This is a genomic window from Pantoea ananatis LMG 2665 (genome assembly GCF_000710035.2).
GTDB classification, from domain to species: Bacteria; Pseudomonadota; Gammaproteobacteria; order Enterobacterales; family Enterobacteriaceae; genus Pantoea; species Pantoea ananatis.
This window is the reverse complement of sequence record NZ_JMJJ01000005.1, coordinates 581,251-607,765: the sequence shown is the minus strand read 5'-3', so window position 1 is coordinate 607,765 and position 26,515 is coordinate 581,251. Positions and strand designations below refer to the sequence as shown.

At 54.3% G+C, this 26,515-nt stretch carries 23 protein-coding genes; 13 read left to right on the top strand and 10 right to left on the bottom strand.

The features are described 5' to 3' along the window. The first annotated feature begins 164 nt into the window (after nt 1-164). The 3 genes from EL29_RS10745 to EL29_RS10735 all read left to right on the top strand — a co-directional run bounded on the left by EL29_RS10745 (nt 165) and on the right by EL29_RS10735 (nt 3,637). Entirely contained in the window at nt 165-1,631 is a 1,467-nt protein-coding gene (locus tag EL29_RS10745) for an amino acid permease (protein WP_028715353.1), read from the top strand. Between the two features lie 141 nt (nt 1,632-1,772). Then, a complete protein-coding gene (locus tag EL29_RS10740; protein WP_013026429.1) occupies nt 1,773-2,849 on the top strand; it encodes a FecCD family ABC transporter permease in 1,077 nt (358 codons plus the stop codon). Continuing rightward, a complete protein-coding gene (locus EL29_RS10735) occupies nt 2,846-3,637 on the top strand; it encodes an ABC transporter ATP-binding protein (protein ID WP_028715352.1) in 792 nt (263 codons plus the stop codon). The genes EL29_RS10740 and EL29_RS10735 overlap by 4 nt, the downstream gene beginning before the upstream one ends. 36 nt (nt 3,638-3,673) lie before the next feature. Here the strand turns inward: EL29_RS10735 and fghA are convergent, their stop codons facing one another. From fghA to ptrR, 3 genes are all read right to left on the bottom strand, one after another. Further along, nucleotides 3,674-4,519, bottom strand: coding sequence for an S-formylglutathione hydrolase (gene fghA, locus EL29_RS10730; protein ID WP_028715351.1), 846 nt, complete (start codon nt 4,517-4,519; stop codon nt 3,674-3,676). Between the two features lie 15 nt (nt 4,520-4,534). Next, nucleotides 4,535-5,659: an S-(hydroxymethyl)glutathione dehydrogenase/class III alcohol dehydrogenase gene (locus EL29_RS10725; RefSeq protein WP_028715350.1), complete on the bottom strand. Its 1,125-nt coding sequence runs from the start codon at nt 5,657-5,659 to the stop codon at nt 4,535-4,537. A 78-nt stretch (nt 5,660-5,737) separates the two neighbouring features. After that, nucleotides 5,738-6,649, bottom strand: a complete 912-nt coding sequence (gene ptrR, locus EL29_RS10720) for a putrescine utilization regulator PtrR (RefSeq protein WP_013026425.1) — start codon at nt 6,647-6,649, stop codon at nt 5,738-5,740. 106 nt (nt 6,650-6,755) lie between these two features. On the opposite strand from ptrR, the gene EL29_RS10715 reads away from it, so the two are divergent. The 7 genes from EL29_RS10715 to mglC all read left to right on the top strand — a co-directional run bounded on the left by EL29_RS10715 (nt 6,756) and on the right by mglC (nt 15,005). Next, a complete protein-coding gene (locus EL29_RS10715; RefSeq protein WP_028715349.1) occupies nt 6,756-7,883 on the top strand; it encodes a YbfB/YjiJ family MFS transporter in 1,128 nt (375 codons plus the stop codon). Between the two features lie 125 nt (nt 7,884-8,008). After that, nucleotides 8,009-8,674, top strand: coding sequence for a GTP cyclohydrolase I FolE (gene folE, locus EL29_RS10710; protein ID WP_013026423.1), 666 nt, complete (start codon nt 8,009-8,011; stop codon nt 8,672-8,674). Nucleotides 8,675-8,724: 50 nt separating this feature from the next. Then, nucleotides 8,725-9,885 (top strand): DUF418 domain-containing protein YeiB, encoded by a 1,161-nt coding sequence (gene yeiB, locus EL29_RS10705; protein ID WP_028715348.1) that lies wholly within the window; start codon nt 8,725-8,727, stop codon nt 9,883-9,885. Between the two features lie 142 nt (nt 9,886-10,027). Further along, on the top strand, nt 10,028-11,068 hold the full coding sequence (galS, locus tag EL29_RS10700; protein ID WP_013026421.1) for an HTH-type transcriptional regulator GalS: 1,041 nt from the start codon (nt 10,028-10,030) through the stop codon (nt 11,066-11,068). A gap of 320 nt (nt 11,069-11,388) precedes the next feature. Continuing rightward, nucleotides 11,389-12,384, top strand: a complete 996-nt coding sequence (gene mglB, locus EL29_RS10695) for a galactose/glucose ABC transporter substrate-binding protein MglB (protein WP_013026420.1) — start codon at nt 11,389-11,391, stop codon at nt 12,382-12,384. Nucleotides 12,385-12,454: 70 nt separating this feature from the next. Then, entirely contained in the window at nt 12,455-13,975 is a 1,521-nt protein-coding gene (mglA, locus tag EL29_RS10690) for a galactose/methyl galactoside ABC transporter ATP-binding protein MglA (protein ID WP_014605428.1), read from the top strand. 19 nt (nt 13,976-13,994) lie between these two features. Beyond that, nucleotides 13,995-15,005 carry a galactose/methyl galactoside ABC transporter permease MglC gene (mglC, locus tag EL29_RS10685; RefSeq protein WP_013026418.1) on the top strand — a complete coding sequence of 337 codons (1,011 nt, stop codon included), beginning with the start codon at nt 13,995-13,997 and terminating at the stop codon, nt 15,003-15,005. A 262-nt stretch (nt 15,006-15,267) separates the two neighbouring features. Here the strand turns inward: mglC and sanA are convergent, their stop codons facing one another. The 6 genes from sanA to metG all read right to left on the bottom strand — a co-directional run bounded on the left by sanA (nt 15,268) and on the right by metG (nt 22,226). Further along, nucleotides 15,268-15,987, bottom strand: a complete 720-nt coding sequence (sanA, locus tag EL29_RS10680; RefSeq protein WP_014594108.1) for an outer membrane permeability protein SanA — start codon at nt 15,985-15,987, stop codon at nt 15,268-15,270. 133 nt (nt 15,988-16,120) lie between these two features. Next, on the bottom strand, nt 16,121-17,818 hold the full coding sequence (locus EL29_RS10675; protein ID WP_014594107.1) for an NAD-dependent malic enzyme: 1,698 nt from the start codon (nt 17,816-17,818) through the stop codon (nt 16,121-16,123). 168 nt (nt 17,819-17,986) lie between these two features. Next, complete coding sequence (cdd, locus tag EL29_RS10670; protein WP_014594106.1) at nt 17,987-18,877, bottom strand: cytidine deaminase; 891 nt, start codon at nt 18,875-18,877, stop codon at nt 17,987-17,989. 119 nt (nt 18,878-18,996) lie between these two features. Beyond that, the gene (locus tag EL29_RS10665) at nt 18,997-19,689 is read right to left on the bottom strand and encodes a CidB/LrgB family autolysis modulator (protein WP_022623412.1); all 693 of its coding nucleotides are present in this window, start codon (nt 19,687-19,689) and stop codon (nt 18,997-18,999) included. Beyond that, complete coding sequence (locus EL29_RS10660) at nt 19,682-20,074, bottom strand: CidA/LrgA family protein (RefSeq protein ID WP_014605429.1); 393 nt, start codon at nt 20,072-20,074, stop codon at nt 19,682-19,684. The genes EL29_RS10665 and EL29_RS10660 overlap by 8 nt, the downstream gene beginning before the upstream one ends. 118 nt (nt 20,075-20,192) lie before the next feature. Next, nucleotides 20,193-22,226, bottom strand: coding sequence for a methionine--tRNA ligase (gene metG / locus EL29_RS10655; RefSeq protein ID WP_028715347.1), 2,034 nt, complete (start codon nt 22,224-22,226; stop codon nt 20,193-20,195). A 176-nt stretch (nt 22,227-22,402) separates the two neighbouring features. Between metG and apbC the strand changes: the two genes are divergently transcribed. Continuing rightward, nucleotides 22,403-23,515, top strand: a complete 1,113-nt coding sequence (gene apbC, locus EL29_RS10650) for an iron-sulfur cluster carrier protein ApbC (protein ID WP_014594102.1) — start codon at nt 22,403-22,405, stop codon at nt 23,513-23,515. Here apbC and EL29_RS10645 read toward each other — a convergent pair. Further along, a complete protein-coding gene (locus EL29_RS10645) occupies nt 23,512-23,979 on the bottom strand; it encodes a GNAT family N-acetyltransferase (RefSeq protein ID WP_080695279.1) in 468 nt (155 codons plus the stop codon). The two genes, apbC and EL29_RS10645, sit on opposite strands and share 4 nt — an antisense overlap. 322 nt (nt 23,980-24,301) lie before the next feature. Here EL29_RS10645 and ahpC point away from each other — a divergent pair, with 322 nt between their 5' ends. Beyond that, the gene (gene ahpC, locus EL29_RS10640; protein WP_028715345.1) at nt 24,302-24,865 is read left to right on the top strand and encodes an alkyl hydroperoxide reductase subunit C; all 564 of its coding nucleotides are present in this window, start codon (nt 24,302-24,304) and stop codon (nt 24,863-24,865) included. 71 nt (nt 24,866-24,936) lie between these two features. Then, the gene (ahpF, locus tag EL29_RS10635; RefSeq protein ID WP_028715344.1) at nt 24,937-26,505 is read left to right on the top strand and encodes an alkyl hydroperoxide reductase subunit F; all 1,569 of its coding nucleotides are present in this window, start codon (nt 24,937-24,939) and stop codon (nt 26,503-26,505) included. Nucleotides 26,506-26,515 lie beyond the last annotated feature (10 nt).

Genomic DNA, 26,515 nt, shown 5'->3' with positions numbered 1-26,515 from the left:
ATGAAATAAGCGGTTCAACCCCTTGAAATTCAGGGAGACAGGCGCTGCCGCTAATAATCTGCCGCCTATCATGAAGGTAACTTATATCAACGCAGCATTCGCTATACAGTGCGGCCTTTGCTGCTACAATCGCGCCTTATTTTTACCCAGCGTAATGTTTACACATGCATAATGACACAAAAACAACACAACAACCTGCGTTACGACGCGATCTAAAAGCGCGTCACCTCACCATGATCGCCATTGGCGGTTCAATCGGTACAGGCCTCTTTGTGGCATCAGGTGCCACCATCTCTCAGGCCGGTCCAGGCGGCGCGTTACTCTCCTATGCCCTGATTGGTTTGATGGTTTATTTCCTCATGACCAGCCTGGGTGAACTGGCGGCATTTATGCCGGTATCCGGTTCTTTTGCTACCTACGGTGCGAAATACGTCGAAGAAGGCTTTGGTTTTGCCCTTGGCTGGAACTACTGGTACAACTGGGCGGTTACGATTGCCGTTGACCTGGTGGCTTCCCAACTGGTGATGAATTACTGGTTCCCGGACACGCCAGGATGGATCTGGAGCGCTCTGTTCCTGAGCCTGATGTTCCTGATCAACTACATCTCGGTGAAAGGCTTCGGCGAAACGGAGTACTGGTTTTCGCTGATCAAGGTTGTCACCGTGGTGATCTTTATCGTGGTTGGCGTACTGATGATTGTCGGGATTATGCGCGGCGCTGAAAATGCGGGCTGGCATAACTGGCAGGTCGGTGACGCGCCATTTGCGGGCGGTTTCGCCGCGATGATCGGCGTGGCGATGATTGTCGGCTTCTCCTTCCAGGGCACTGAACTCATCGGTATTGCGGCGGGGGAATCAGAAGATCCGGCGAAGAATATTCCTCGCGCAGTACGTCAGGTGTTCTGGCGTATCCTGCTCTTCTATGTGCTGGCTATCCTGATCATCAGCCTGATTTTGCCTTATACCGATCCGCAGCTGTTACACAATGATATTAAAGATATCAGCGTCAGTCCGTTTACGCTGGTGTTCAAAAATGCCGGTCTGCTGTCAGCGGCGGCGGTGATGAACGCGGTCATTTTAACGGCGGTATTGTCCGCGGGTAACTCCGGAATGTACGCCTCAACGCGCATGCTTTATAACCTTGCACGCGAAGGCAAAGCACCGCGTATCTTTGCCCGCCTGTCAAAAGGTGGCGTCCCCCGTAATGCCCTGTGGGCGACCACGGTGGTGGCTGCTCTGTGCTTTTTAACCTCGAAATTTGGCAATCAGGAAGTCTATCTCTGGCTGTTGAATACCTCAGGCATGACCGGCTTTATCGCCTGGCTCGGTATTGCAATCAGCCACTACCGTTTCCGTCGGGGTTACGTTGCGCAGGGCCACGATCTTACTGCGCTGCCATATCGTTCCGGCTTTTTTCCCGTTGGACCGATTTTTGCTTTTGTCCTTTGTCTGATTATCACTCTGGGCCAGAATTATCAGGCGTTCCTGCAGGATAAAATCGACTGGTACGGCGTGGCGGCTACCTATATCGGTCTGCCTCTGTTCCTGCTGATCTGGCTGGGTTACAGGCTGGTGCGGGGCGGTCGGATCGTCAAATATACTGAAATGGAATTTCCCGTCTATAAAGACTAACAATGCCTGAAAGCGCCCGGTGAACGCCGGGCGTTTTTTAAGCTTACGTCATCACTGTTAACATTCCATGAATTGATAATTATTATCACCTGCACTATTGTGGCTGCGTTTTTAATTCTGGAGCCATTACTGGGTTGAATCATGACAACGGAATCCTCGTTGATCGGTGCTGAAGCGGATCATCAGCACACATTAAAAAATTATCATCAGGTTGTGCGCCGCCGAATCTTCTGGCTGGGTGCGCTGCTGATAGCGATACTCGCCTCACTCGTTCTTGATTTTACGCTCGGTCCGGCAGGGCTCTCTTTGTCCGTGTTGTGGCACACGCTGCTCTCTCCTGAGAGCGTCGATGCAGGTACCCGCGTAATCGTCTGGGATATTCGCCTGCCTTATGCCTTGATGGCGATTGTTGTTGGCCTGGCGCTGGGCCTCGCCGGCGCCGAAATGCAAACGATCCTGAATAATCCGCTCGCCAGTCCGTTCACGCTGGGCGTGTCTTCTGCGGCGGCGTTTGGTGCAGCACTGGCGATTATTCTGGGCGTAGGGATTCCGGGCATCTCCGGGCAGTGGTTTATCTCGGCCAATGCCTTTCTGTTTGCCCTGTTTGCCGCGTTGATGCTGGATGGCATTACGCGATGGACTCAGGTGTCATCGTCCGGTGTGGTGCTGTTTGGTATCGCCCTGGTGTTTACTTTTAACGCCCTGGTTTCAATGATGCAGTTTATTGCCAGCGAAGATACGTTACAGGGGCTGGTGTTCTGGACCATGGGCAGCCTGGCGCGCGCCTCCTGGGAAAAGCTGGGCGTACTGAGTGCGGCCTTTGCGCTGTTGGTTCCCTTCTCTATGCTCAGCAGTTGGAAACTTACCGCGTTGCGCCTGGGTGAAGACAGGGCGATCAGTTTTGGTATTGATGTTCGTCGTTTACGCCTGGCCACGCTGCTCCGTATCAGCGTACTGTCCGCGCTGGCCGTGGCCTTCGTCGGGCCGATTGGCTTTATTGGGCTGGTGGCACCGCATATTTCCCGCATGATGTTTGGTGAAGATCATCGCTTCTATTTGCCGGCCAGCGCGCTGACCGGTGCCCTGGTGTTGTCGCTGGCTTCTGTGGCGTCGAAAAACCTTATTCCTGGCGCCATCGTGCCGGTAGGCATTGTGACTTCGCTGATTGGCGTACCGTTCTTCCTGAGTATTATTCTGCGTCACCGGGGGACAGTATGAGGGAGCAAGGATTAAGCCTGCGCGGCTTCACGACCGGCTATCCCAAACGCCAGGTCATTGAAAACCTGAATGTGGCGCGCCTGCCGCGTGGGGAAATTACGGTTCTGCTAGGACCGAACGGCTGTGGCAAATCTACGCTGCTGCGTGCGCTGGCCGGACTGAATAAAGGGCAGGGCGAGCTGTGGCTCAACGGGAAAGACCTGATGACCCAGCCTTTCGCCCAGCGTGCCAGACAGGTCGTGTATCTGCCCCAGTCGCTGCCGGCTGGCGTTCATCTGCACGTGCTGGAGTCCATTATCGTGGCACAGCGCGCCTCCAGTGGTTTACATAGCGCCGCCAGCGAGGCGGACGTGATGGCGCTGCTGGAGCAACTGGGCATTGCGCATCTGGCCATGCGTTACCTTGACCAGCTCTCCGGTGGACAGAAACAGTTAGTGGGCCTGGCGCAGTCGCTGATTCGTCGGCCTGCGCTGCTGCTGCTGGACGAACCGCTCAGCGCGCTGGATTTAAACTACCAGTTCCACGTGATGGATTTGGTACGGCGTGAAACCGCGCTGCGCAATATGGTCACGGTGGTGGTGGTGCACGATATCAATATTGCCTTACGCCACGCTCAGCATGCGGTGATGCTTAAAGCGGGCAGGTTAATTGCCGAAGGCACGCCGGATAGCGTTATCACCCCAGCAACCCTGGCGCAGGTTTACGGCGTACAGGGCCGCATTGAGCACTGTTCACGCGGTACACCGCAGGTCATGATTGACGGGCTGGTACAGGAAGGACTGTCTTGAAATCAGGGGATTGCACTGGCAATCCCCTGTGTGAGATCACCCTACCAGCAGGTGTTGCGCATGGAAGCGCAGGTGATCTTCGACAAAGCTGGCAATGAAGAAGTAGCTGTGATCGTAGCCAGGCTGGATGCGCAGGGTCAACGGGAAGCCCATTTCCTGCGCGATCGCTTCTAAGCGCTCCGGCTGCAGTTGATCCGCCAGGAACTGATCGCTGTCGCCCTGATCGATCAACAACGGCAGACGATGCTGAACCTCCCGCATCAGCTGGCAGCTGTCGTAGGCGAGCCAGGCCTGGCGATCGTCCCCCAGATAGGCCGTGAATGCTTTCTGGCCCCAGGGAACCTCACAAGGGTTAACGATGGGCGCAAAGGCGGAAGCCGACGCAAAGCGGTTTCCCAGACGTAATGCCAGCATCAGCGCACCGTGTCCGCCCATGGAGTGGCCCATTATCGACTGACGTTCACTGACCTTAAAGTTATCGGCAACCAGCTCAGGCAGCTCGTCACTCAGGTAGTCGAACATACGGTAGTGATCCGCCCAGGGTTGTTGCGTGGCGTTGAGGTAAAAACCTGCGCCATGGCCCAGGTCATAGCCTTCGTCATTCGCAACCTGCTCACCGCGTGGGCTGGTGTCCGGCATGATTAACACCAGGCCCAGCTCGGCAGCGACACGCTGTGCGCCAGCCTTGGTGGTGAAGTTCTCGTCGTTGCAGGTCAGGCCCGCCAAAAACCACACCACCGGCGGCGGGGAATCACCGCGCGGACTCGGCAAATAGATACTGAACGTCATCGGGCAATGAAGCACCTGAGACTGATGACGCCAGCGCTGCTGCCAGCCGCCAAAAATACGATGCTCTTCCAGCAGCTCCAGAGTAGATGTCATAGATAGCGCCCCCGGTTACTTGTTAAAATGCACGACGGAGCGGATCGATTTCCCTTCATGCATTAAATCAAAGGCGTCATTAATCTCTTCAAGCGGCATGGTATGGGTAATGAAATCGTTCAGCGCGAATTTCCCATTAAGATAATCCTGCACGATACCGGGAAGTTGTGAACGGCCTTTCACGCCACCGAAAGCAGAGCCACGCCAGACGCGGCCGGTTACCAGCTGGAATGGACGCGTTGAAATCTCCTGACCTGCGCCTGCGACGCCGATGATCACCGACTCGCCCCAGCCCTTGTGACAGCACTCCAGAGCAGAGCGCATCACATTGACGTTACCGATACATTCAAAGGAATAATCCACGCCGCCGTCGGTGAGTTCAACAATCACGTCCTGAATAGGCTTGTCATAGTCTTTCGGGTTAATCAGATCGGTGGCACCCAGCTTACGCGCCAGATCAAACTTACTGGTGTTGATATCAATACCAATAATGCGGCCCGCTTTGGCCATTTTCGCGCCGATAATCGCCGACAGACCAATGCCGCCCAACCCAAAGATGGCAACGGTATCGCCTTCTTTAACCTTGGCGGTGTTCATCACTGCGCCCATACCGGTGGTTACGCCACAACCCAGCAGGCACACTTCTTCCAGTGGCGCTTCTTTACTGATTTTCGCCAGGGAGATTTCAGGCACGACGGTATATTCAGAGAAGGTTGAAGTGCCCATGTAGTGGAAAATCGGCTTGCCGTCTTTAAAGAAACGCGTGGTTCCGTCAGGCATCAGACCTTTGCCCTGCGTGGTGCGGATGGCCTGACACAGATTCGTTTTACCGGACAGGCAGAACTTACATTGACCACATTCTGGCGTGTAAAGCGGGATCACGTGATCGCCCACTTCAACGCTGGTCACGCCTTCGCCGACCGCTTCAACAACGCCACCGCCTTCGTGGCCCAGAATCGCCGGGAACACGCCTTCAGGATCGCTGCCGGACAGCGTATACGCATCCGTATGGCAGACGCCGGTGGCGACGATACGTACCAGCACTTCCCCTTTCTGCGGCGGCATAAGATCCACTTCTTCGATTTTTAGCGGTTCACCTGCGGCCCAGGCTACGGCGGCACGGGTTTTGATCATGTTCATGCAATCCCTCTTCCAGTCAGATTGTGACGCGATGTGGCGTCTGGATGGTCGTGATAAGTTAAAAATAGCGCGGAAACTCTATTCCGCCGCCTGCAATGGATGCATCAGCTCGTCATTGAGCGGACGATCGTGAAATTGTTCAATAATAAGATACTTCAGCGCCTCAACGTTGGGCGTGAAAGCATCGCGTCGCCACATCAGCCAGGTGGCGGTGTTGCGATATTCAGCCGGCAGGCTGTGTACCTGAACACGGGCGCGGTCTGGCATCTGTTTCAGCACCGACGCGGGAATCATAGCCACGCCCGCGCCGCCTGCGACACAGGCCAGCATGGCATGGTAAGACTGAATCTCCATCACGCTGTGAGGCGCGGCCTGGCTGTCGCGGTACCAGGCTTCAAGTTTAACCCGGTAAGAACAGCTGTTGCGAAAGGCAAACAGGGTATCGTCTTGCGTGTCGCGCGCGCAGGTTACCGGGATATGATCAAGATCGGTGATCAAGACCATCTCCTCGCGAAATGCAATACAGCCATTCAGATCGTCGTGCTGAACCGGGCCATCGACCAGGGCCGCGGCCAGCGTACCTTCACGTACTCGATCAATAATTTCCCCTGAGGTGCCTGTGATCAGCGATAAGGCGACAGCAGGAAAACGCTGATGGAAGGCAGCCAGAAGGCCAGGCAGGCGCGTCGCGGCGGTACTCTCCATCGAGCCAAGTGCAAAATTCCCGCCGGGTTTACCCGCTCGGGTCATATTTAATGCTTCATCACTCAGGGCCAGAATACGCTGGGCGTAGTTAAGGAAATTATGGCCCATGGGTGACAGGCGAATGCGCTGTTTTTCGCGAATAAACAGATCGACACCCAGTTCCTCTTCCAGCTGACGCAGACGCGTCGTGAGGTTGGAGGGAACCCGATGCAGCTGTTCCGCAGCACGGGCCAGGGAACCGCTTTCTGCCACGGAACAGAACATACGTAACTGAACTAAATCCATAGTGTTCTCTTCCTGTAAACAAGTTGCTTAAGATTATTCACTTTTTGTGAGTGTAAGCATCGTTCATGCTATAAGCAAGTTTCTGTGTAAAAAACTGAGGTGGCAGATGGCGTTTCGCGTGGCAATAAGTGCATTTTTGACGTTGTTTGTTGTAATGGGAATCGGGCGATTTGCCTTTACCCCGCAGGTTCCCTTGATGATTCAGGCGCACCAGTTAACGCTGACCAGCGCCAGCCTGGTGGCGGCGTTAAACTATCTGGGCTACCTGTGCGGGTCTTTCGATGCCATGCGCGCACGCCATAAGGTCGCGTTGCGTCTGCAACTCGGAACGTGGGGCGCCGTGGTGCTGACGGCACTGTCGGCCTTTGCCGACGGGCCGTGGTGGCATGGCGTTATTCGCTTTGCCATCGGCTGGGCCAGTGGATGCGCCCTGGTGCTGGCGGCGGCGTGGAGCAACGAGCAGTTGCATCAGTATGGTCGTCCGGGGCTGTCGGCAGCCGTCTTTGCCGGACCGGGTGCAGGCATTTTTATCAGCGGTCTGCTCGCGGTGAGCTTGCACAGTTATCAGGTCTCAGCGGCGCTGGCCTGGTGGGTTTATGCCGCACTGGCGGCGCTATTGGTGGCGCTCATTAGCCGAAATCTGCCGCGCAAGGGTGAGCTGCATCGTCCGGAGCAGGCACCGCCGTCGCTGGTGCTGACCCGTAACCTCCGGCGGCTGGTCCTGAGTTACAGCCTGGCGGGCTTTGGCTATATTCTCCCCGCGACATTTCTTTCACAAATGGCTGCAGTGCGTTTTCCAGGCAGTGCCATGGCACAGTTTGTCTGGCCGATATTCGGCGGTGCGGCGGTCATCGGTATTGTTCTGGGCATTGTCACGCGCAAGACGGGGAGCAGTCATGCCCGCCTGGCGGTGGCCCTGTGGGCACAGGCGCTGGGTGTGCTGGCGGCCGCATTGCTGCCGGGATTCAGCGGGCTGCTTATCGGCGCGCTACTGGTAGGGGGCGGCTTTCTGTGTGTGGTACAGCTGTCTTTGCTCTGTGCCCGTGAACTGGCACCACAGCATATGCGTTATATGGCCGGCCTGCTGACAACCGGCTATGCGGTTGGGCAACTGGCAGGGCCTATGCTCTCCTCGCTGTCAACGCTGTTTCTTCATCGTCTCGAACCCGCACTGTGGGTGGCGGGGGCCAGTCTGATCGTCGCAGGCCTTCTGGTCTGGCGGCGGGACGCGTGAAAAGCTTTCATCTCCAATCGGATTGATTGCTGGATTCCCTGCACAGAAAGTTTCACAATACGCACTCAGAAATATGACCCGCTGGCAACAGACGGCGGGCGCAACACCTGCCGGAGAAGAGTAAGATGAGCACCTTGAGTCAGGAAGCTGCACAGGTCCACGAAGCGCTGCTGGCGCGTGGGCTGGAAACGCCGCTGCGCGCACCCACGCGTGAAATAGACGATGAAACGCGTAAGAGCCTGATTGCAGGCCATATGACGGAAATCATGCAGCTGCTGAATCTTGATCTTGAAGATGACAGCCTGATGGAAACCCCGCATCGCATCGCCAAAATGTATGTCGATGAGGTCTTTTCCGGTCTCGATTATGCCAACTTCCCCAAAATCACGCTCATCGAAAACAAGATGAAAGTGGATGAGATGGTGACGGTTCGCGACATTACGCTGACCAGCACCTGCGAACATCATTTTGTGATTATCGACGGGAAAGCCACCGTCGCGTATATCCCTAAAGATAAGGTGATCGGCTTATCCAAGATCAACCGCATTGTGCAGTTCTTCGCGCAACGGCCTCAGGTGCAGGAGCGTTTAACACAGCAGGTCCTGCTGGCGCTGCAAACGCTGTTGGGAACGAATAACGTTGCCGTTTCGATCGATGCCGTTCACTATTGTGTGAAAGCGCGCGGCGTGAAGGATGCCACCAGCGCCACGACCACGACCTCGCTGGGTGGGCTGTTTAAATCCAGTCAAAATACCCGTCAGGAATTCCTGCGTGCGGTGCGTCATAACTAAAGCTGACGGGCGGGCGCGACGGTCGCCCGCCTGAGACATCAGGATCCCACATGCAACGCTACCTCGTGCTGGATTTTATTCGGGGCTGTGCCATTCTCGGCATTCTGTTGTTAAATATTATTGGCTTTGGTTTACCTTCTGCTGCCTACCTTAATCCTGCCTGGCAGGGCAGCATCACACTTTCTGATGCCTGGACGTGGGCTATTTCCGATGTCTTTGCCCAGCTTAAATTCCTGACGCTATTCGCCCTGCTGTTCGGAGCAGGCCTGCAGATGCAGCTGTCACGCGGTAGCCGCTGGCTGACTGCCCGTTTATCCCTGTTAGTGATGCTGGGATTGATTCACAGCGTATTTATCTGGGAAGGCGATATCTTGCTGGATTACGGCATTATCGGGCTGGTTATCTGGCGTATGCTGCGCGATGTTCCCTCTACCCGGGGGTTAATTAACACCGGAATTCTGCTCTATCTGATGGGATGCGCCGTGTTGCTGGTATTTGGCTTGATCTCCAGCCCTGAACCGTCGCCCTCATGGCTCCCGGGCGCTGCAGAGATCCAGTACGAGCAGTTCTGGAAGCTCAGGGGCGGTCTGGCCGCCGTGCAGATTCGTTTAGATCACCTTTCTTCGGGATTGATGGCGCTGGTGGCCCAGTACGGCTGGCAACTGGCGGGACTGATGATGCTGGGGGCGGCGCTGGTGCGCAGCGGCTGGCTGAAAGGAACCTTTCCGCTACAGCACTACCGACGCGTTGCCGCGCTGTTGCTGCCGCTGGGTTTGCTGATGGCGGCGGCGGGCGTTGCCGCACAGTGGTGGGTTCACTGGGACTACCGCTGGAGCGCGTTTTATCTGCAACTGCCGCGCGATCTGGCCAGTCCGCTCATCAGCCTCGGCTATACGGCATTGTGTTTCGGCTTTTGGTCTTCGGTCCAGCGCTGGCGGCTGAGCTATGCCATTCGTTGCGTAGGTCGAATGGCGCTCAGCAACTACCTGTTGCAATCCCTGATCTGTACCACGCTCTTTTATCGCTTCGGCGAGTTTATGCATTTCTCACGCCTGCAGCTGGTGATGCTGGTGCCAGTCATCTGGTGCGTTAACCTGCTGTTTTCCGTGCTGTGGCTGCGTTACTTCCCGCAGGGCCCCCTCGAATGGATCTGGCGTCGTCTGACGCTGATTGCCGCAGGCGCACCGTCCACTTCCCCCTCTGAAAGATAATGACCGCCATCACAAAGGTTACAGAATTGTATGTAACCGTTTTCATTGATGTGACGTAATTCACGCTGTGTGGCGATCTTCCCTGACAAAATAGCGCCGGTGTTGTAACTGGCGTAATGCCTTATCTCTCTGGAAGTGCTGCATGATAACGATTCGTGATGTTGCGCGTCAGGCCGGTGTGTCAGTGGCCACCGTTTCGCGCGTACTAAATAACAGCAGCGCGGTCACCGCTGAAACACGTGACGTCGTGTTACAGGCGGTTGACGCTCTGGGCTATCGCCCAAACGCCAACGCTCAGGCGCTGGCTACCCAGGTGAGTGATACCATCGGGGTGGTGGTTATGGATGTTTCCGACCCCTTTTTCGGCGCGCTGGTGAAGGCGGTCGATACCGTGGCACAGCGCGTGCACAAGCATGTTCTGATCAGTAACTCCTGGCACCATGAAGAAAAAGAACGCCACGCCATTGAAGTGTTGATACGCCAACGCTGCAATGCGCTGGTGGTGCACGCGAAAACGCTTTCAGACGCCGAACTGGCCGATTTTATGAGCCAGGTGCCCGGTATGGTGGTGATTAACCGTAGCGTGCCGGGTTTCGAGCATCGCTGTGTCAGCCTTGATAATGTAACGGGCGCATTGATGGCCTCAAGAATGCTGCTGCAACAGGGGCATTGCCGCATTGGCTATTTGTGTTCCAGTCATCCCATTGAAGACGTTACACAGCGGCGTGAAGGCTGGCTGCAGGCCCTGGCAGAGCAGGGGATTCGTCCGCAGGAAAGCTGGATAGCCAGCGCCGAACCCGACATGCAGGGCGGCGAAGCCGCAATGGTTGAACTGCTGGGGCGTAATCTCAATCTGAGCGCCATATTCGCCTATAACGACAGCATGGCGGCAGGCGCGCTTACGGCCCTTAAAGACAACGGAATTCAGGTCCCTCAGCATTTTTCCGTAGTGGGCTTCGACGATATTCCGATTTCACGATACACCGATCCGCAGCTGACCACCGTTCGCTATCCCATTGTTTCAATGGCAAAACTTGCCACGGAGCTGGCGCTTCAGGGGGCCGCGGGCTGTATCGACAGCAGTGCAAAACACATCTTTATGCCGACGCTGGTACGCCGCCATTCCGTAGCGCAAAAGCAAATTGTGGAGTCCGTCACTAATTCAGGCGATTCCACGATGTAACCGTTTTCAATCTGTGATTGTATTCACAGTTAATTAACATTGCTATCACTATGATGGCAGCGTCTTACAGTACTGAAACATTATGTAACGCCACTCTCCTGTTGAGGGCACCGGCCTGGTCGCCGGTTTACATGGTTCATGACACGCACTATGGATGCAGTAGCCTACACGGAAGTCACGGAAGTTGAGTTTTGCATGGCACAGCAGTGGCTCAGCCTGATAGAGAGCGCATCCTGCCTCGCCGAATAATTCTACCTGATGTTCTAACGCCATCTGCGCGGCAGAACAAAAAAAGACCCTGCAAAAAAACCGGAGATACCATGAATAAGAAGGTTTTCACGCTCACAGCACTGGTTGCCAGCATGATGTTTGGTGCAACGGCGCATGCCGCTGACACGCGTATCGGCGTAACCATTTACAAATACGACGACAACTTCATGTCGATGGTACGTAAAGATATCGAGAAAGAAGCCAAGACGCTGGGCGGTATTCAGCTGCTGATGAATGACTCGCAGAACGACCAGTCTAAACAGAACGATCAAATTGACGTGCTGATGGCAAAAGGCGTGAAAGCGCTGGCAATTAACCTGGTCGATCCGGCCGCGGCCGCGGTGGTTGTCCAGAAAGCCCGTGCTAACGACATTCCCGTGGTGTTCTTCAACAAAGAGCCAAACGCGAAAGTGCTGGCCAGCTATGACAAAGCTTACTACGTGGGTACTGACTCAAAAGAGTCGGGTGTGATTCAGGGCAAACTGATTGAGAAGCACTGGAAAGCAACCCCGGCCTGGGACCTGAATAAAGATGGTGTGATTCAGTTCGTTCTGCTGAAAGGCGAGCCGGGCCATCCGGATGCGGAAGCGCGTACCAAATACGTTATCGATACGCTGAACAAAGACGGTGTTAAAACCCAGCAGTTAGCGATGGATACGGCAATGTGGGATACCGCTCAGGCGAAAGATAAGATGGACGCCTGGCTGTCAGGTCCTAACGCCAAGAAAATCGAAGTGGTTATCGCCAACAACGATGCCATGGCAATGGGTGCCGTAGAAGCGCTGAAAGCACACAACATGTCTTCCATCCCGGTCTTCGGTGTGGATGCGTTACCTGAAGCACTGGCGCTGGTTAAGTCAGGCGCAATGGCCGGTACCGTGCTGAATGACGCGGAAAACCAGGCGAAAGCCACCATCGACATGGCCAAGAACCTTGCAGATGGCAAACCGGCGACGGCAGGCACCAACTTCAAGATGGTTGATAAGATCGTACGCGTACCTTATGTACCGGTTGATCAGGAAAACCTGTCTCAGTTCCAGAAATAACTCTTTGCAGACGGGCGCGGCAGCTGCTGCGCCTTTTTTATGTCATCACCGTTTTGTAGCCAGGTAAATTATGGCCAGTGATAATACGACCGCGCAGCGCGAATATCTGCTGGAAATGACCAACGTCAGTAAATCATTTCCCGGCGTGAAAGCTCTCGACAACGTTAATTTAAAAGTGCGGCCTCACTCCGTTCATGCACTAATGGGTGAAAACGGCGCTGGTAAATCGACATTGTTAAAGTGTTTATTTGGTATCTATAAAAAAGATACAGGCAGCATTCTTTTTCAAGGGCAGGAAATAGATTACAAAAGCTCCAAAGAAGCGCTGGAAAACGGCGTGTCGATGGTGCACCAGGAATTAAACCTGGTATTACAGCGTACCGTGATGGACAACATGTGGCTTGGGCGTTATCCACGCAAAGGCGTTTTTGTCGATCAGGACAAAATGTACCGTGATACCAAAGCGATTTTCGACGAGCTGGATATTAATATCGATCCGCGTGATAAAGTCGCCCATCTCTCCGTCTCGCAAATGCAGATGATTGAGATTGCCAAAGCATTTTCCTATGACGCCAAAATCGTGATCATGGATGAACCGACTTCTTCGTTAACCGAAAAAGAAGTTAATCATCTGTTCACGATTATTCGTAAGCTCAAAGATCGCGGCTGCGGAATTGTTTACATCTCGCATAAAATGGAAGAAATTTTCCAGCTGTGCGATGAAATTACCATCCTGCGTGATGGCCAGTGGATTGTGACTCAGCCGCTTGAAGGGCTGGATATGGATAAGATCATCTCCATGATGGTTGGGCGTTCTCTCAGTCAGCGCTTCCCGGATCGCACCAATGTTCCGGGTGAAACCATTCTGGAGGTGCGCAATCTGACCTCGCTGCGTCAGCCCTCAATTCGCGATATTTCTTTTGATTTACGTAAAGGGGAGATACTCGGCATTGCCGGGTTAGTGGGTGCAAAACGTACCGATATCGTTGAAACGCTGTTTGGCATTCGCGAAAAATCGGGCGGCACAATTAAACTGCATGGTAAAACGATTAACAATCATACCGCCAATGAAGCCATTAACCATGGTTTTGCGCTGGTAACTGAAGAGCGTCGTTCTACCGGTATTTACGCTTTTCTGGATATTGGATTTAATTCCCTGATATCCAATATCAAAAAATATAAGAACAGTATTGGTCTGCTGGATAATAAACGCATGAAAAGCGATACCCAATGGGTTATCGACGCTATGCGGGTAAAAACGCCAGGGCATCATACGCAAATTGGTTCACTTTCTGGTGGTAACCAACAGAAGGTCATTATTGGTCGCTGGTTGCTGACTCAGCCTGAAATCTTAATGCTTGATGAACCCACGCGCGGTATTGATGTGGGGGCCAAATTCGAAATTTATCAGCTGATGGCTGAGCTGGCGAAGAAGGAAAAGGGCATCATTATTATCTCTTCCGAAATGCCAGAGTTGCTGGGCATCACCGATCGTATTCTGGTAATGAGTAACGGTCTGGTCGCCGGCATTGTTGATACGAAAACGACCACGCAGAACGAAATATTGCGTTTAGCGTCATTACACCTTTAATGAAGTAAGGGCTGTTAACATGAAAGCGACTACAAAAAAGAATGCGCTAACCTGGCTGAAAGAGGGCGGCATTTATGTCGTACTGCTGGTACTACTGGCTGTTATTATTTTCCAGGATCCGACATTTTTAAGTTTAATGAACCTGAGTAACATTCTGACCCAGTCTTCGGTGCGTATTATTATCGCGCTGGGCGTGGCGGGGCTGATTGTGACCCAGGGTACTGACCTGTCTGCCGGGCGTCAGGTGGGGCTGGCCGCCATTGTAGCCGCCTCATTGCTGCAATCCATGGATAACGTCAACAAAGTGTTTCCGCATCTGGAAACCGTGCCGATTCCGGTCGTTATCCTGATTGTTTGTGTGATTGGTGCCGTTATTGGTCTGGTGAATGGTGTCATTATTGCCTATCTGAAAGTGACGCCTTTTATCACTACGTTGGGTACCATGATCATCGTTTATGGCATTAACTCACTGTATTACGACTTCGTTGGGGCCTCACCGATTGCGGGCTTCTATGATGGCTTCTCAACTTTCACACAAGGCTTCCTTCGTTTCGGTGATTTCAAACTGTCTTACATCACCTTCTATGCAGCGATTGCTGTCGTGTTTGTCTGGATTCTGTGGAACAAAACGCGCTTTGGTAAAAACATTTTTGCTATCGGGGGTAACCCGGAAGCGGCAAAAGTGTCAGGTGTGAACGTTAACCTGAACCTGATCCTGATTTATGCCTTGTCAGGCGTGTTTTATGCCTTCGGCGGTATGCTGGAAGCGGGTCGTATCGGCTCAGCCACGAATAACCTCGGTTTCATGTATGAACTGGATGCTATCGCAGCCTGCGTAGTCGGTGGCGTGTCCTTTGCCGGTGGTGTCGGTACGGTGGCCGGTGTGGTGACCGGGGTGCTGATCTTCACCGTCATCAACTACGGTTTGACCTATATCGGTATCAACCCTTACTGGCAGTACATCATCAAGGGCGGCATCATTATCTTCGCTGTGGCGCTCGACTCGTTGAAGTACTCGCGTAAAAAATAACAGCAGTGGCAATGATGTAAGCGGCCTCAGGGCCGCTTTTTTTGCGCCCTTTTACGCGGTTTGTGGGGTTCGCTCATCGTCGGGGCGCTGTTTCTTTCATGGCACCGGCGCAACGTCACGGGTGCGCAACCCTGAATTGGCTGGCGGACGTCGCCGCAGCCTTCCCGTTTCATTTCTGACAGCAGCATCAGGCGGGCAAGGGGGGGGAGCCATAAGCCATTCCGGGCTTATCTGTTACTAAAACGCGGGTAAACGGGGTGAATTACTGGCGGCGTTTCTGTTCCAGTTCCAGTAGCTGTTCTGGCGTCACGGCAGGATAGCTCTGTGCATCTTCAGGAACTTCATGTACAGCCGGGATCGGCACCAGCGGGCCAAGGAAACGCGGTTCGCGCTTCAGTAAAAACAGATCGGCCAGCGCACCCAGCCGCGCACCGACTTCACGCATTCGTACGCTGAGCATATTTTTAGGAGACGGAACCGCATAGCACTGCGCCTGGATCCCCAGGTGCAGGGCAATAAACAGCGCCCGTTCGCAGTGAAAACGTTGGGTAATGATAATAAAGTCGTTGGTATCGAATACCTTACGCGTACGGACGATAGAATCCAGCGTACGGAAGCCCGCATAGTCCAGCACAATATCAGCAGGATCGACGCCACCTTTGATGAGATCGCGCCGCATAGTCATGGGTTCGTTGTAGCTTTGCTGCGCATTGTCCCCGCTCAGCAGCAGGTAGTTCACCTTTCCACTGTTATAGGCGTTAAGCGCGCCCTGCATGCGGTACAGGTAATACTGGTTAATCACGCCGGTGCGATAATATTTGGCCGTGCCCAGTACCACCCCGACCTGACGGTGGGGAAGGGATGCAAGGTTGTCATAGATATAGGGTGCCGTTTTCCAGCTGATCCAGCGGTCCAGGCCGAGCGCCGTCGCCACCATCGTTAAGATGATGAAAAGCAGAGCAATGAAAACGCGTTTCAACATGCGCCTGAGCACTCGAGATCCGAAGTTTGGGTGGGACAAGGCTACTTGAGCGTCACCCGCTAAGCAAGTTTACCCCGTCTGGCTGGTGTAAATTTAAGCAGCGCTGGATCCGCAGGGATCCAGCGCCGAGTTTTTAGATAGAGGTACGGCGGTAGTGGCGGTATTGAGGCAGCCAGAAATTATTGGCGATAGACTGTGAGAGCACGTCTTCTGAAGTCACCACCGCGACGCCCGCGAGCTGGGCAGCTTTGCCCACTTCCATCGCGATAATCTTCGACACGCCCTGAATATCTTTAATTTCAGGCAGAACCGGGCCTTCACCATCGTTCACCAGCGGTGAACAATCCGCAAGAGCACGGCTGGCCGTCATCAGCATGGTATCGGTGACACGCGATGCGCCAGACGCAATCACGCCCAGGCCAATGCCAGGGAAGATGTAGGAGTTATTACACTGCGCGATCGGGTAGGTCTTACCGTTCCACGAAACCGGTGAGAACGGACTACCGGTAGCGACCAGGGCGGCACCATCGGTCCAGGCAATAATGTCTGCCGGCGTGGCCTCAACGCGAGACGTTGGGTTAGAAAGCGGCATCACGATTGGACGTTTGCAGTGCTTGTGCATCTCACGGATGATCTCTTCTGTGAACAGCCCAGGCTGACCTGACACACCGATTAAGATGTCTGGCTGTGCGTTACGCACCACGTCCAGCAGTGAGATCGCATCATTTGAGGTATCCCAGTCTTTCAGGTTGTCGCTTTTCTGCACCAGCTTGCTCTGGAAATCGAGCAGGTTAGGCAGTTTGTCGGTCAGCAAACCAAAGCGATCCACCATCATGACGCGACGACGGGCTTCGTCGTCGCTCAGACCTTCCGATTTCATCTGTGCGATGATCTGTTCGGCAATACCACAACCGGCTGAACCCGCGCCCAGGAAGACAACCTTCTGCTCGCACAGGCGGCTGCCTGCTGCACGGCTCGCGGCAATCAGGGTGCCAACGGTGACCGCAGCGGTACCCTGAATGTCATCATTGAAGCAGCACACTTCGTCACGATAGCGCTCCAGCAGTGGCATGGCGTTTTTCTGTGCAAAATCTTCGAACTGCAACAGCACTTTTGGCCAGCGGCGTTTCACGGCCTGAATAAACTCGTTTACAAACTCGTCATATTCTTCGCCCGTGATACGGGGATGGCGCCAGCCCATGTACAGCGGATCGTTGAGCAGCTGCTGGTTATTGGTGCCCACATCCAGCACCACCGGCAGGGTATAAGCCGGGCTGATGCCGCCACAGGCGGTGTACAGTGACAGCTTACCGATTGGAATGCCCATGCCACCGATGCCCTGATCGCCCAGGCCAAGGATGCGCTCACCGTCAGTGACCACAATCACTTTCACATTTTGTTTGGTGGCGTTTTGCAGCATGTCTTCGATGTGCGCACGGTTGGGATAGGAGATGAACACGCCACGCGCGCGGCGATAAATTTCTGAGAAGTGTTCGCAGGCGGCACCGACGGTTGGCGTGTAGATAATCGGCATCATCTCTTCGAGATGGTTGTCCAGCAAACGATAAAACAGCGTTTCGTTGGTATCCTGAATGTTGCGCAGGTAGACATGTTTATCGTTGTTGTTTTTGAAGTCCTGAAACTGACGCCATGCGCGTTTTGCCTGCTCTTCGATGGATTCTACCGCTTCTGGCAGTAAGCCATTGAGGTTAAATTCATTGCGCTCTTCGATGCTGAAGGCACTGCCTTTATTCAGCAGCGGAAATTCCAGCAATATAGGGCCAGCATAAGGAATATATAGCGGGCGTTTACTTTCGTATTCGAGTTCCATGCAGTCATGCTCCGGTTGCAAGTTTTCCTGGCGCAATAATCAAAGAGTAGGGTGACGCCAGTTTTATTGTGATGACGAAGACCTGGCGCCAGATCCTATGAAATTTCTGGCCGATGTACAGCTTTTGTAAATAAAAGATTTAGAAACTGTTTAAAACCGTGCCTCACCTTACGCTTTTGCCAGCGTAAGGTGCGTCAGGTTATCGCAACCCAGGGCGTGCAGGGTGGCCTGAGTTGCAGAGAACTGATCCAGGGCTGGCTGCGGCGTCTGGGCTAATGCGGCGGCCTGAATATCGTGGCAGGATTCCCCCGCCATATTCAGTAGAATCAGCGCGGCCTGCAAAGGGGGCAGGCTGGGATTGAAGGCGGCGTTTTCTGCATAGCGTCCGCTGAAAATCCGGCCGGAGGCGGTCTGTAACGCCACCCCGCTGAACGCCCGACTGTAAGGCGCATGGCTGCGATTAGCCGCCTTAACGGCGGCCTGAGACAGCGCATCGCCCGTTGCAACATAACCCTGGTCCACATCATCCATCAGGCGTTCGGTGATATTCAGATCGCCTGGGCCGAATGCGTCAGGCAGATAGTGCGCCAACGTATGCACCGCGCGCTGCGGCAGGCTAATGCGAATATCTGTGCCGCTGTTAAGTTCATTCATAAACTGGCGACAGTGACCGCAGGGGGTGTAATTGACAGTAATGGTCTCCAGACGGGATTCACCGCGCAGCCAGGCATGGGTGACGGCGCTCTGTTCAGCATGAACGGTTTGCTGCATGGTCGCGCCGGCAAATTCCATATTGGCGCCGAAATACCAGTTGCCGCTGACGCCGCGCGCAATCGCGCCGACGTTAAAATGTGAAAGCGTGGCAACCGCGCAGGCAGCGGCAACCGGCAGAAGCGCCAGCGCCAGCGCATCGGCATCCAGTTGAGTTTGCTCTTGCAACAAGGTGACTTGATCGGCCTGCAGCATCGCGTCAAATCCCGGCTCGCTCAGCACCGGACGCAGCGCGGTTTGCAGAGTGGCTGGAAGTACTTCAAAAGCAGAGTGGAAACGTGGATGCATGGAAGCCTCATTCAATCATCAGGGCAATGTGCCAGACATCGGTTTATATGTGATCTCTGTCTCTCTGACAATGCAACATGTCTTACAGTTTTCAACTTTGCGAGATCTCTCCCAAAGTTTTAGCCAAACCAGTGCAGCAGCAGCGGGAAAATAAAGGGGGCGAGCAACGACGTGATGATGCCGCAGATCACCAGCGCCAGCGAGCTGAAGGCACCTTCCTGAAAATCAAGTTCCGCTGCCCTGGCCGTGCCCAACGCATGCGAGGCATTGCCAATCGCCAGCCCGCGTGCGGCTTTGCTTTTCACTCCCAGCAGATTAAGCAACATATGACCAAACACGGCGCCCAGTACGCCCGCAATCAGGACACAAATTGCGCTGATGGCGGGAATGCCGTGCAGTGAGGCTGAAACCGCCATGGCGATCGGCGTGGTAACCGATTTCGGCAAAATCGTGGCGGCGATTTCTGGTGTGGCGCCCATCCACAGCGCGATGGCGGTGCCTGAAATCATCGCCGTCAGGCTGCCAATCATGCAGACGCCAATAATGGATTTCCAGCGAGCGCGAATTTGATGCATCTGCTCATACAGCGGCAGCGCCAGGGCCACGACGGCGGGCTGCAACAGTTGATTCAGTATCTCGCTGCCTGCGAAGTAGCGGGCATAAGGCATGTGCAGTAACAGCAGAAGGGGAATAATCACCGCCATGGAGACCAGAAGTGGGTTCAGCAAGGGAATTTTCAGCGTTGCCGCCAGCTTGCGCGCCAGCAAAAAAGCCCCGACAGTGAGGGGCAACGACCACCAGATATCACTCATCGTTGCCCCCTTTGATCACGGGGCGCGAATGCAGCTTATGCGCGCTTAACCCTACAATGGCCAGGACAGCGAAGGTACTGACAAGACAGGAGACCACAACAGGACCGAACTGCGCGGTAAGAATATCGGTGTAATTCATGACGCCAACGCTGATGGGCACAAACAGCAGCGCCATATAGCGAATAATCAGATGGCAACCCGGTTTGACCCAACGCACGGGCAGGATTTGCGACGCAAGCAGTGCAAACAGAATCAGCATGCCAATAATGCTGCCGGGCAGGGTGATGGGCAGCAGCAGGGCCACGCCGTTTCCGGCATATAAGCAAAGATAGATAATGATAAAAGCGCGCAGATAACGCCAACTCATCGTTAGCACGGTGTGCATGACAGGCTCCTGTTTTTAACGGGGTTTATCATACGCACTAACGGTCAGGCCCGCCAGCAATCAGCGGTGTGGCTGAAGCGCCATCCCCGGCGGTAAACCGCAGAGGATGGCCAACGGACTATTTCACCGGCATGCCGGGCACCGCGCCGCTGTCTACGGACAGGACAAACAGATCTTTGCCGCCGGGACCGGCAGACAGCACCATGCCTTCTGACACGCCAAACCGCATTTTACGCGGCGCAAGGTTGGCCACGATAATGGTCATTTTGCCAACCAGTACCGCCGGATCGGGATAGGCCGCACGAATACCGGAGAAAATCTGGCGCTTCTCGCCGCTCAGATCCAGTTCAAGACGCAGCAGCTTGTCCGAGCCTTCGACGAATTCCGCTTTCTCAATCAGCGCCACGCGCATATCGACTTTGGCAAAATCATCAATGGTAATGGTATCGCCAATCGGCGCATCGGCCAGCGGGCCGGTCGCCGCGGGTTTATTGGCGTCTGCCGCATCCGCTTTTGACGCCTCAATCAGGCCGTCGACCTTCGCCATTTCGATTCGGCCATACAGGGCCTTGAACGGCGCAACCTGATGGTTCAGCAGCGGTTGCTGAATGGCATCCCAGTGCAGCTCAGTGTTCAGGAACGCTTCGGCGCGCGCGCTCAGCGACGGCATGACCGGTTTCAGCCAGGTCATCAGCACCCGGAACAGGTTAATGCCCATCGAGCAAATGGCCTGCAGGTCTGCATCGCGGCCTTCCTGCTTCGCCACCACCCACGGCGCCTGCTCATCCACATAGCGGTTAGCCAGATCGGCCAGCGCCATGATTTCACGAATGGCACGGCCAAATTCACGGCTGGCCCAGGCCTCACCAATCTTCTCAGATGCGTCCAGGAAGGTTTGATACAGCGCCGGATCGGCCAGCTCAGCTGACAGCTTGCCGTCAAAGCGTTTGGTGATAAAACCGGCATTACGTGAGGCCAGGTTCACTACTTTGTTAACGATATCGGCGTTAACGCGCTGAACAAAATCTTCCAGATTCAGGTCGATGTCATCAATGCGCGAAGAGAGCTTGGCCGCATAGTAGTAGCGCAGGCTGTCGGCATCCAGGTGCTGTAACCAGGTGCTGGCTTTGATAAAGGTTCCACGCGACTTCGACATTTTTGCACCGTTGACGGTGACGTAGCCGTGCACGAACAGGTTAGTCGGCTTGCGGAAACCGCTGCCTTCCAGCATGGCCGGCCAGAACAGGCTGTGGAAGTAGACAATGTCTTTACCGATGAAGTGATACAGCTCCGTGGTGGAATCCTGCTGCCAGAATTCGTCAAAGTTAATATCGCCACGTTTATCACACAGGTTCTTAAAGGATCCCATGTAGCCGATAGGCGCATCCAGCCAGACGTAGAAATATTTGCCCGGCGCGCCAGGGATTTCGAAGCCAAAATATGGCGCATCGCGCGAGATATCCCACTGTTGTAGACCGGATTCGAACCACTCCTGCATTTTGTTCGCGACCTGCTCCTGCAGTGCGCCAGAACGGGTCCAGGCACGCAACATCTCACTGAACGAGGGGAGATCGAAGAAGAAATGCTCGGAATCACGCAGCACGGGTGTTGCACCCGACACCACAGATTTCGGATCGATCAGTTCAGTCGGGCTGTAGGTCGCGCTGCACACTTCGCAGTTATCGCCGTACTGGTCAGGTGACTTACATTTTGGGCAGGTTCCCTTAACAAAACGGTCAGGCAGGAACATGCCTTTTTCCGGATCGTACAGCTGAGAGATGGTCCGGTTTTTAATGAAACCGTTCTCTTTCAGGCGGCCGTAAATCAGCCCGGCGAGCTCACGGTTCTCATCGCCATGCGTGGAATGGTAATTGTCATAGCTGATGTTGAAACCGGCGAAATCTGTTTCATGCTCCTGCTTCATTTCAGCAATCATCTGCTCCGGCGCAATACCCAACTGCTGGGCTTTCAGCATGATCGGCGTACCGTGAGCGTCATCGGCGCAGATGAAATAAACCTGATTGCCACGCATTCGCTGATAACGCACCCAAATGTCCGCCTGGATATGCTCGAGCATGTGGCCGAGATGAATTGAGCCGTTTGCGTAAGGCAGGGCGCAGGTTACCAGAATTTTTTTAGCGACTTGAGTCATAGTTTGCGTAGCTTTCAGTTAAGTAAAAAAACGGGCTTAGATGGTAACCGATGGGCACAGCCGCGTAAACATAAGGGATTTCCCGTGCGCGACAGCCCGCGAAACGATCGGCATCTGATAGTATTGTTAGTACATCGCTGAAACACAGCGCAGGCCTAGCAGAAAAAGGAGTGGGGATGACAGCGCAATCCCGGGAACCGCATACACCAGAAGCTTTACGCGCCGTTGTGGCCGGCGTACTGAGCGGCTTTGAACATCCGACGCTTCAACGTAACCTCATTGCACTCAAGGCGTTACACCACGTAGCCCTGTTGGACGGCACGCTGCACATTGAACTGCTGATGCCGTTCGCCTGGAACGGGGCGTTTGAAGAGGTGAAAGCAGAAACCAGTGCTGAGCTGCTGCGCCTCAGTGGCGCGCAGGCTATCGACTGGCGTCTCAGTCATGATATCGCCACCCTGAAGCGGGTTAAAAATCATCCCGGCGTTAACGGCGTGAAGAACATTATTGCCGTCAGCTCTGGCAAAGGCGGCGTGGGTAAATCGAGCACGGCAGTTAATCTGGCCCTGGCGTTAATCGCAGAAGGGGCACGCGTAGGCATTCTGGACGCCGACATTTATGGCCCGTCCGTGCCCAACATGCTGGGGTGTGAAAAAGAGCGGCCAACGTCGCCAGACGGTAAGCATATGGCCCCTGTTATGTCGCACGGGCTGGCAACCAACTCCATCGGTTATCTGGTAACAGATGATAATGCGATGGTCTGGCGCGGCCCGATGGCCAGTAAAGCGCTCATGCAGCTGCTTACCGAAACCCAGTGGCCAGAGCTGGATTATCTGGTGCTGGATATGCCGCCGGGCACCGGCGACATTCAGCTTACGCTGGCGCAAAGCGTACCGGTCACCGGCGCGCTGGTGGTCACCACGCCGCAGGATATTGCGCTTATCGACGCGCGTAAGGGGATGGTAATGTTTGAGAAGGTGAACGTGCCGGTACTGGGCGTTGTGGAAAATATGAGTATTCATATTTGCAGCGAGTGCGGCCATCACGAGCCAATCTTTGGCACCGGCGGCGCGCAACGGCTGGTGGATGACTATGGTACCCGGCTGCTGGCGCAGCTACCGTTGCATATTCACCTGCGTGAAGACCTCGACGATGGCGAACCCACTGTGATCCGTCGTCCACACAGCGAGTTCGCGGCACTTTATCGCCAGCTTGCCGGCCGGGTGGCGGCTCAGCTCTACTGGCAGGGCGAGGTGATTCCGGGCGATATCGCGTTTCGCGCGCTTTAACGCCCGCTGGCCTCGCTGGTGTAGAGCGATGGCTGAGGATAGTGCATCAGCACATAATTCCCCTGTTCGCTCTCACCCTGAGAAATGATTTTCCAGCCGCGCTGCAAATAAAATGTTTGTGCGGCTTTGTTCATTTCCAGGCACTTTAGCGCGCCCGTTGAGGTGAAGCGCCCCTGAACCTCATTAAGCAGCGCGCTGCCTACGCCACGGCCCTGATAAGCCGGATCGACATACAGGCTGTGCAGAAAATTATCGTTTTCCATCAGCCCGGCAAACCCCACCCGATGACCGTCCAGTTCTGCAACCAGAATCGTCTCGCCGGGGATGATCTGATCGAAATCTTCAAGCTGCCAGTCCTCGTTTTCAATCCAGTCCCAGTTATGGCGGCGTGCCGCCAGATACAAGGTTCGCAGAAAAGGGCGGTCAGCCTCAGTAAACGGTCGAATATGCACATCGCGCTCCATTAATCCTTTTTAACAAACATGGCAGGGATTGCCAAAAAAGCAAAAGCAGAACAAATGTCATCTCTTTCACTGTACACTGCTGGGCGGTGCCTTTCGGGGAGACAGGAACGGGTGGTGAATTTCAGGCGCTGGATTTCACGCATAAGCAAGTAAAACGTGATTTCGCAGCGAGCGTTGCCGCCGTAAAGTCGGTTTTTTCCCTGAAAGATCAAGACGATCGGCGTTTGATAGCTTTCGTTTATTTTATTGATAACGAGGGCTTATTAGATGTTGGCCCGAAAAATTTGTAATCTGCATCACATATTCTAAAGGAGGCCATCACATGTCCATTATCAATACCAAAATTAAGCCGTTCAAAAACAGCGCATTCAAAAACGGCGAATTCATTGATGTAACCGAGAAAGACGTTGAAGGTAAATGGAGTGTTTTCTTCTTCTATCCTGCTGACTTCACTTTCGTTTGCCCAACCGAACTGGGCGACGTAGCGGATTACTACGAAGAGTTCCAGAAAATGGGCGTGGACATCTATTCCGTGTCTACCGATACCCACTTTACCCACAAAGCCTGGCACGGTTCTTCCGACACCATCGCGAAAATCAAATATGCGATGATTGGTGACCCAACTGGCGCGCTGACCCGCAACTTCGACATCATGCGCGAAGACGAAGGTCTGGCGGATCGTGGTACGTTTATCGTTGATCCACAGGGCGTGATCCAGGCAGTAGAAATCACTGCTGAAGGTATCGGCCGTGACGCCTCTGATCTGCTGCGCAAAGTGAAAGCGGCACAGTATGTGGCGTCTCACCCAGGTGAAGTGTGCCCGGCGAAATGGAAAGAAGGTGATGCCACTCTGGCACCGTCTCTGGACCTGGTTGGCAAAATCTAATTTCGCATCGATACGTCGATCATTTTCTCATCGGGTGCTGCGGCACCCGATTTTTTGACCAGGAACTCACTATGCTTGATACTAATTTAAAAACACAGCTCAAAGCCTATCTTGAGAAACTCACCAAGCCTGTGGAGTTGATTGCGACGCTGGATGATGGCGCGAAATCAACGGAGATTCGCAATTTGTTGGTCGATATCGCGAGCCTGTCAGACAAGGTCAGCTTTCGTGAAGAGAACGATCGTCAGGTGCGTAAGCCCTCGTTTTTAATTACTAACCCAGGCGCTGATCAGGGGCCGCGTTTTGCCGGTTCGCCGCTGGGTCATGAATTTACCTCACTGGTACTGGCACTGCTACAGACCGGTGGGCATCCCTCTAAAGAAGCGCAAAGCCTGCTCGACCAGATTGCGGCGCTGGATGGGGATTTCCATTTCGAAACCTATTATTCACTGTCGTGCCACAACTGTCCGGATGTGGTGCAGGCATTAAACCTGATGGCGGTGTTAAACCCACGTATCAGTCACACCGCCATTGACGGTGGCCTGTTCCAGAATGAAATTCAGGAACGCAATGTGATGGGCGTGCCCGCTGTCTATCTGAATGGCAAAGAATTCGGTCAGGGCCGCATGAGCCTGGCGGAGATTGTCAGCAAAGTCGACACCAATGCAGATAAGCGTGCCGCAGAAGAGCTGAACAAGCGTGAGGCTTACGAGGTTCTGATCGTGGGCAGCGGTCCGGCGGGCGCCGCCGCGGCTATCTACTCCGCACGTAAAGGGATTCGCACCGCGTTACTGGGCGAGCGCTTTGGTGGACAGGTGTTGGATACAGTCGATATTGAAAACTACATTTCCGTACAGAAAACGGAAGGGCCCAAACTGGCCGGTGCCCTGCGCGCTCACGTGGATGATTACAACGTTGACATCATTGACAGCCAGAGCGCGATTAAACTGATTCCCTCAGCGGTGAAAGGCGGCCTGCACGCTATTGAAACGGCCTCCGGCGCGGTGCTGAAATCGCGCAGTATCATTCTTGCCACCGGTGCGCGCTGGCGCAACATGGGCGTGCCTGGCGAAGAGCAATATCGCACCAAAGGCGTGACGTACTGCCCACACTGCGACGGCCCGCTGTTTAAAGGCAAACGCACGGCGGTCATTGGCGGCGGTAACTCCGGCGTAGAAGCCGCAATCGATCTGGCGGGCATTGTTGAACACGTGACGCTGCTGGAGTTCGCCAGTGAAATGCGTGCAGATAAAGTGCTGCAGGACAAACTGCGCAGCCTGAAAAACGTGGATGTGATTCTGAATGCACAAACCACGGAAGTGAAAGGCGATGGCAGTAAGGTGACGGGCCTGCAATATCTGGATCGCACTAACCAGACTACTCATGAGCTGGCGCTGTCGGGCATTTTCGTGCAGATCGGTCTGCTGCCTAACACCAACTGGCTGGAAGGTGCGGTTGAGCGCAACAAGATGGGCGAAATCATGATCGATGCGAAATGCGAAACCAGCCTGAAAGGCGTTTTCGCCGCAGGGGACTGCACCACCGTTCCTTATAAGCAGATCATCATCGCCAGCGGTGAAGGATCAAAAGCCTCACTGAGCGCGTTTGATTACCTGATTCGCACCCAGCCTGCGCACTAAGTTTTACGCG

Bases quoted from the DNA above. Each gene is read 5' to 3' on its own strand.
- yeiB (WP_028715348.1), top strand. From the start codon at position 8,725: ATGCAACGCTACCTCGTGCTGGATTTTATTCGGGGCTGTGCCATTCTC.
- ptrR (WP_013026425.1), bottom strand. From the start codon at position 6,649: ATGGATTTAGTTCAGTTACGTATGTTCTGTTCCGTGGCAGAAAGCGGT.
- EL29_RS10665 (WP_022623412.1), bottom strand. From the start codon at position 19,689: ATGAGTGATATCTGGTGGTCGTTGCCCCTCACTGTCGGGGCTTTTTTG.
- apbC (WP_014594102.1), top strand. From the start codon at position 22,403: ATGACAGCGCAATCCCGGGAACCGCATACACCAGAAGCTTTACGCGCC.
- EL29_RS10745 (WP_028715353.1), top strand. From the start codon at position 165: ATGCATAATGACACAAAAACAACACAACAACCTGCGTTACGACGCGAT.
- EL29_RS10715 (WP_028715349.1), top strand. From the start codon at position 6,756: ATGGCGTTTCGCGTGGCAATAAGTGCATTTTTGACGTTGTTTGTTGTA.
- EL29_RS10660 (WP_014605429.1), bottom strand. From the start codon at position 20,074: ATGCACACCGTGCTAACGATGAGTTGGCGTTATCTGCGCGCTTTTATC.
- EL29_RS10725 (WP_028715350.1), bottom strand. From the start codon at position 5,659: ATGAACATGATCAAAACCCGTGCCGCCGTAGCCTGGGCCGCAGGTGAA.
- metG (WP_028715347.1), bottom strand. From the start codon at position 22,226: ATGACTCAAGTCGCTAAAAAAATTCTGGTAACCTGCGCCCTGCCTTAC.
- sanA (WP_014594108.1), bottom strand. From the start codon at position 15,987: ATGTTGAAACGCGTTTTCATTGCTCTGCTTTTCATCATCTTAACGATG.
- galS (WP_013026421.1), top strand. From the start codon at position 10,028: ATGATAACGATTCGTGATGTTGCGCGTCAGGCCGGTGTGTCAGTGGCC.
- folE (WP_013026423.1), top strand. From the start codon at position 8,009: ATGAGCACCTTGAGTCAGGAAGCTGCACAGGTCCACGAAGCGCTGCTG.
- mglA (WP_014605428.1), top strand. From the start codon at position 12,455: ATGGCCAGTGATAATACGACCGCGCAGCGCGAATATCTGCTGGAAATG.
- ahpC (WP_028715345.1), top strand. From the start codon at position 24,302: ATGTCCATTATCAATACCAAAATTAAGCCGTTCAAAAACAGCGCATTC.
- EL29_RS10675 (WP_014594107.1), bottom strand. From the start codon at position 17,818: ATGGAACTCGAATACGAAAGTAAACGCCCGCTATATATTCCTTATGCT.
- ahpF (WP_028715344.1), top strand. From the start codon at position 24,937: ATGCTTGATACTAATTTAAAAACACAGCTCAAAGCCTATCTTGAGAAA.
- fghA (WP_028715351.1), bottom strand. From the start codon at position 4,519: ATGACATCTACTCTGGAGCTGCTGGAAGAGCATCGTATTTTTGGCGGC.
- mglB (WP_013026420.1), top strand. From the start codon at position 11,389: ATGAATAAGAAGGTTTTCACGCTCACAGCACTGGTTGCCAGCATGATG.
- cdd (WP_014594106.1), bottom strand. From the start codon at position 18,877: ATGCATCCACGTTTCCACTCTGCTTTTGAAGTACTTCCAGCCACTCTG.
- EL29_RS10645 (WP_080695279.1), bottom strand. From the start codon at position 23,979: ATGGAGCGCGATGTGCATATTCGACCGTTTACTGAGGCTGACCGCCCT.
- mglC (WP_013026418.1), top strand. From the start codon at position 13,995: ATGAAAGCGACTACAAAAAAGAATGCGCTAACCTGGCTGAAAGAGGGC.
- EL29_RS10740 (WP_013026429.1), top strand. From the start codon at position 1,773: ATGACAACGGAATCCTCGTTGATCGGTGCTGAAGCGGATCATCAGCAC.
- EL29_RS10735 (WP_028715352.1), top strand. From the start codon at position 2,846: ATGAGGGAGCAAGGATTAAGCCTGCGCGGCTTCACGACCGGCTATCCC.